This window comes from Candidatus Colwellia aromaticivorans (assembly GCF_003333305.1).
Lineage (GTDB): Bacteria > Pseudomonadota > Gammaproteobacteria > Enterobacterales > Alteromonadaceae > Colwellia > Colwellia aromaticivorans.
The window spans coordinates 1-5,075 of sequence record NZ_QOLD01000055.1 but is presented as its reverse complement, the minus strand read 5'-3'; the positions used below and the strand labels follow the sequence as shown (position 1 = coordinate 5,075).

The 5,075-nt window shown below is 41.4% G+C and carries 3 protein-coding genes; 1 reads left to right on the top strand and 2 read right to left on the bottom strand.

Annotated features, from left to right (window positions below; translation table 11 throughout):
* Nucleotides 1-581 precede the first annotated feature (581 nt).
* Together DWA31_RS08410 and DWA31_RS08405 are read right to left on the bottom strand one after the other, a co-directional pair.
* A complete protein-coding gene (locus DWA31_RS08410) occupies nt 582-2,330 on the bottom strand; it encodes a potassium channel family protein (RefSeq protein WP_114326156.1) in 1,749 nt (582 codons plus the stop codon).
* The gene (locus tag DWA31_RS08405) at nt 2,330-2,710 is read right to left on the bottom strand and encodes a DUF6394 family protein (RefSeq protein ID WP_114326155.1); all 381 of its coding nucleotides are present in this window, start codon (nt 2,708-2,710) and stop codon (nt 2,330-2,332) included. The genes DWA31_RS08410 and DWA31_RS08405 overlap by 1 nt, the downstream gene beginning before the upstream one ends.
* Before the next feature lie 931 nt (nt 2,711-3,641).
* On the opposite strand from DWA31_RS08405, the gene DWA31_RS08400 reads away from it, so the two are divergent.
* The gene (locus tag DWA31_RS08400) at nt 3,642-4,850 is read left to right on the top strand and encodes a DEAD/DEAH box helicase (RefSeq protein ID WP_114326154.1); all 1,209 of its coding nucleotides are present in this window, start codon (nt 3,642-3,644) and stop codon (nt 4,848-4,850) included.
* The last annotated feature ends 225 nt before the right edge of the window (nt 4,851-5,075 follow it).

The window sequence follows — 5,075 nt, the reverse complement described above, 5'->3', positions numbered from 1 at the left end:
TGGGATATTCTCCAATCTAAGATGAGGCGACATGCCTCAAAACTTAGTGTAGGAAAAAGTGAATGTGTTATAGGGGGAGACGGTGCTTGCCAAGGTCACCATTACCGCGGAGCGGTTTAGTTCAAAGTTGGATCACTTGTCGTTAGATAAGCCAAGGCTAACGTCCGGTTTCGTATCTTAACTGGCATTTTTAATGTATTGAAATTGTTAACTGTTGCCACTGAAAATATCTTCAGAGATATTTAACCAAATATTGAATCAGGGGTTTTCTAAAACAAAACTCTAAGGGCAGTAGCTGCCACACTGAAGACATTAGCATTTAAGGGTTTATACTGAAAATTTTTGTATGTTTTGATCTACAGCGGACATGGCTTAACAATCACATTCCTCTAGCAGTTTCCCAATAGCAGACGTTCACCATAGATGAATAAATCAGTTACCTATATGCTGCAACAATTTTTGTAAATGACGCTTGATCCAGGTAAAAGGGTTTGAATTAAGGAATGGATTTATTGGTTTTCGATAAAAGTCTAATAGCGATCAACGTCACTTCGACATAGCTACGTTGAAAATCTGTATTGCTAAGGAATCGGACCGTCCAAGCATCTTGCTATTTGCTTAATACGTGGGAGCCGTTGGGTTAGCCACTTAAAAACAAGGCCAGCCGGTTCCTCGTAACCCGTTATTAGGTAGTTAAGTCGTCGTGAGTTTTTAAGGGTGATCAGAACGCGACGCGCATCGCCAGATGTCGCACAAAACAACAAAGTGTCGCCCAATTGAAGGGCTTGTGCAGAAGCAGGCAGCACCATAGTTGTTGAGTTGCGCTTAAGTGCAAGCGGCACGCACGCTAATTCAGATGTAAGTTCGGACGGGTCGCGAATAATGTCTTCAATGCGTGGTTGCAGCCCCTTCCCATTAACTTCGATTATTGCTGGAGTGTCTTCCCCAACGGTAACGCTTATGAGTTTCGGCGCTTCTTCAGCAAAGCTCTGCTGAAGTCGCATAACAAGATCAGCAGTTATTGAGGGTTCAAGCGTTTTCAGTTCTTCGATGACAGTCGACAAGATTGGGGCGATGAGCCGCATCAGCACGCTCCTTGCTGTCACCAAGCTCTGCTGCATAATTAAATCGACTTCAGCGGCATTAAACGCGAGTTCGTTATCGTGCTGATTTTGTCGCACAATCAAGAATGCATCAGATTTGAAGCGTTGTGCGCTCAATAATATATCCAGATTACTGGTATCGCTGTCGGTTCCCACTACCAAGCCTGCGGCTTTTTCCATGTGCGCCTCAGCCAAAGTTTTTGCATCGGCATGGCCATGTATAACATGCTGGTCTTCGGCTATGTCCTCAACTTCTGGATCTATAATTGTAGTGGCAATATTCTGTGCCGCGAATTCCCGCTGTATACAGGAACCCATGCGCCCATAACCGCACAATATCCAAGGACCCTGGCGCACAGTATTTAGCTTACCTAGCTTGACACCGCTCGCACCTACAAACCATTCGTTCAAGCCGTATAGTTGCGGAGCGCTTACCGCAAGCCCTAACTGTGTCGCAAACAATTCGAAAGGATTGATGACAGTAACACCTTCCATGGCTTCTAGATGTTGTTGCTGGCCAGTTGAAGAAGCACGACAGATGACCTGCGCAGCGGGGTTTAAAAACTTTGTCATCACTGTTATTTTCAAATTCAGATCTTCGTTCGGCGAGAGCGCAACTACACCTATGCAGTTTGTTAGAGAAATGCCAGCCGCGACTAAATGTTTTGGTACGCTAGCGTCTGCACACAAACCAGGTATTCGGTCTCTATAGTCGCGTAGTGCCAGCGCTTTGATGCGCTCTTCGTCGGCATCGATGACGACCGCCATTATGCCATGGTCACTGAATCCCCTAGTGAGCAGCGAGCCTGTGTCGCCGAAACCACACACGATGTAAAACGGAGAACCTATCTGCTCTACGCTGCGGGCAAAGCGCCTCTCTGCAATTGCGTTCACTAAAAAGGGGTTTTGAGCCAGCTTGATGATCGAACCTATGGCATATAACCAAGCGACGACACCCATATATAGGCAGACAATGGTCCATAAACGTTGCTCGTCGGTGAAGCCATGTGGTATTTCCCCAAAGCCAGTGGTAGTAGCAGTGTAGGTGAAGAAGTAAAAGGCGTGAAACAGGCTCATTCGGTGTGGATTGCCCTCGGCGTCTAGCCCAGGCATGAGCGCCATACCGATGATGCCGATAGCGTATACCACAACAATGACCAATACCGGACCTCGGGTAAACCGAAGTACGACAGCAGCTACGCGATTGAGGTCTGAATTTTTTGGCATCAGTGTCGCGACATTAAGGCGTCAGATACAAGCACGATAACGGAAATCAGGTTGGCCACCAATGCACCGCTGGCCCAGGATACTATCGCTGCCATTTGGTAAGCATCAGGTACTTCGGCTTCGTCAACCATCACTATCCAAACCACACGTGAGGTGATTAATAGCAGGTCCGCTACCAAGCTGGTGGCAAGTAATATCGAACCCACCTGAGTGCGATCGCCAAGCTTCAGGCCGGTAGCAATTAAGCTGACCACGATTGCGATGGTTAAGACCCAAATGCTGTGATGTTCCGGCGTTTCGAAGTCGCCGCTCACAAAAACAACGTTTAGCGCTAAGGCTAGCACTATGAAAAAACCAAATACTACGCGTTCCAGCTTCACCTTATAGCTCCCGTTAATTTAAATAGCGATCTCATTTAGGTTTCCCGAGTATAGGTAAAATAAAACGTCATTTTTCATAAAATGAAAATACATCTTGCCTAATTTTTTTTTCATTTACCAGTCTACTATATATTTGAGGGAATGAAAGTAGGCTATTTTTCGTCTATTACTCAACTGTTTTTACGTAATTCAGAATTCAAAACAAGCGTCTCCCACTGTTGTGCAAACCAGTTTTGAATATTGCTTTTGTTTATGATGAAGAACTGCTTTTATTCAAACAGACTTATCTGAGGCGGCGCTCGATTTTCGCCGTTATATACCTGTTTCAGCGCGTACTTGGTATTTATACGGTTAGAAAAGCTAATCCTCCCACCGTCCGCAATAGATCAAAACATACAAAAACTTTCAGTATAAATCTCCAAATGCTAATTTCTCCTCCGTGGCAGCTAATGACCTTAGAACAATGAGCACAGATAAATTTTGTTCCCACCAAAAGCTAACGTCAAAAAGGTAAATAAAATCTATATGCTTTGCTATATAAGGCTTATACCAATTGTACTAACTAAGTGATCATTTTCAAATGGCTTAAATAGCCAATAACATCGTTGCTTTCAATCTCAATAGCCAGCTATTGCTCAATCAAGCGCCTTGTTCTTGAAAATTTATTCTCATTGAATTCTGTAACCTTAATTAATACAAATGGTATTACTGTCAATACATCCATTTTTTAATTATCTAATCCCTTAAAAAACCACCCGTGAAAGAAAAATCAAGGCGAAAATCAAGGGGTCAGAACACTTGATTACTGAACTGTTTTTTTGTGAGATATTTTGTGGGAATTCATCAGAAGCAGCCACCTTGAATACGTCTTAAATATGTTAAAGCATTCTGTTAGAATAATAGGCTATTGATTAAAAAATACCAAGGCAGCATGTCAGAATTTAAAGCACTTTCACTTTTAGAGTCAATTATTGACCGCGTTAGTCTTAAAGGCTATAAACAGCTCACACCGATCCAAAAAGAATGTATCCCAGCTATTATTAATGGGAATGATCTTCTTGGTATAGCGCAAACGGGAACAGGAAAAACTGCGGCTTTTTCATTGCCTATTATCAATAATTTTGGACGAAATAAAATTGATATCAAAGCTAAAAGCACGCGTTCGCTCATACTAACGCCCACACGAGAACTCGCCTCGCAAATAATGCAAAACATTGATGACTACTCTGCTGGCTTAGGGCTTAAAACCAAGGTTGTTTATGGTGGTGTAGGAAGACAAGATCAAGTTGACTCTATCGCACTTGGACTTGATATTTTAGTGGCCACCCCTGGAAGGTTATTGGATTTAATTGAAACGGGCGATATACATTTTAAGGCGTTAGAAGTATTTGTGTTAGATGAAGCAGATACAATGCTTGATATGGGTTTTTTTAAGGATGTTCAAAGCATCATATCTAAATTGCCAAAGAGCCGACAAACACTATTGTTTTCAGCTACTATGCCTGCAGAAATAGAGATACTTGCAGAAGCAATATTAACGGACCCAACAAAAGTTCAAATTACTGCACAAACGGTTACTATCGACTTGGTTAATCAAAGTGTTTACCATCTTGAAAAATCGAATAAAGTACCTTTGCTATTTAATATCCTGAAAAATCCTGACTATGAAAAAGTTCTCATCTTTTGTAAAACAAAGTATGGCGCTGACATCATTGTTAAAGCACTAGAAAAAGCATCAATAACTGCCAGTAGCCTTCACAGTGGTAAAACACAAGTAGTTAGGGAGGAAGCGTTAAAAAACTTTAAAGATTCTAATTTAAAAGTATTAGTTGCAACAGATGTTGCTGCTCGTGGAATTGATGTTGATAATATTACTTTAATCATTAACTATAACCTTCCTGAAGATCCAAGAAACTACATACACCGTATAGGACGAACTGCTCGTGCAGGGAAAAGTGGAATGGCCATTTCATTTGCTGTAGAAAATGATATAAGGCAATTAAATAATATTGAAAATAGCATAGGGCAAGTCATTCCTGTTGTTACCGAACAGCCTTTCCATAAAGAGTTTTCAAAAGCGCCTAAACAAGTCAAGAAAAAGGTAAAAAAAATAAATAGAACAAGAAAAACAAACAAATAAGGACTGGCATAAATTGTCCTTTGAAACTAGCAACATAGTCATAATTCCCTTATCAAAGTCTATATATACTTGAAAATATAAACTACACAGGCTTACTTTCCCCCTGTGTCAGGATTGTTGTCGCCTCAATTAATTTAGTAAATAAACAGGGAGCGGTAAGTTAACAACAGTGTACTATCAAAGGCATTCAAGCCAATTTAAAGAAGCAATATTAAATAAACTAAG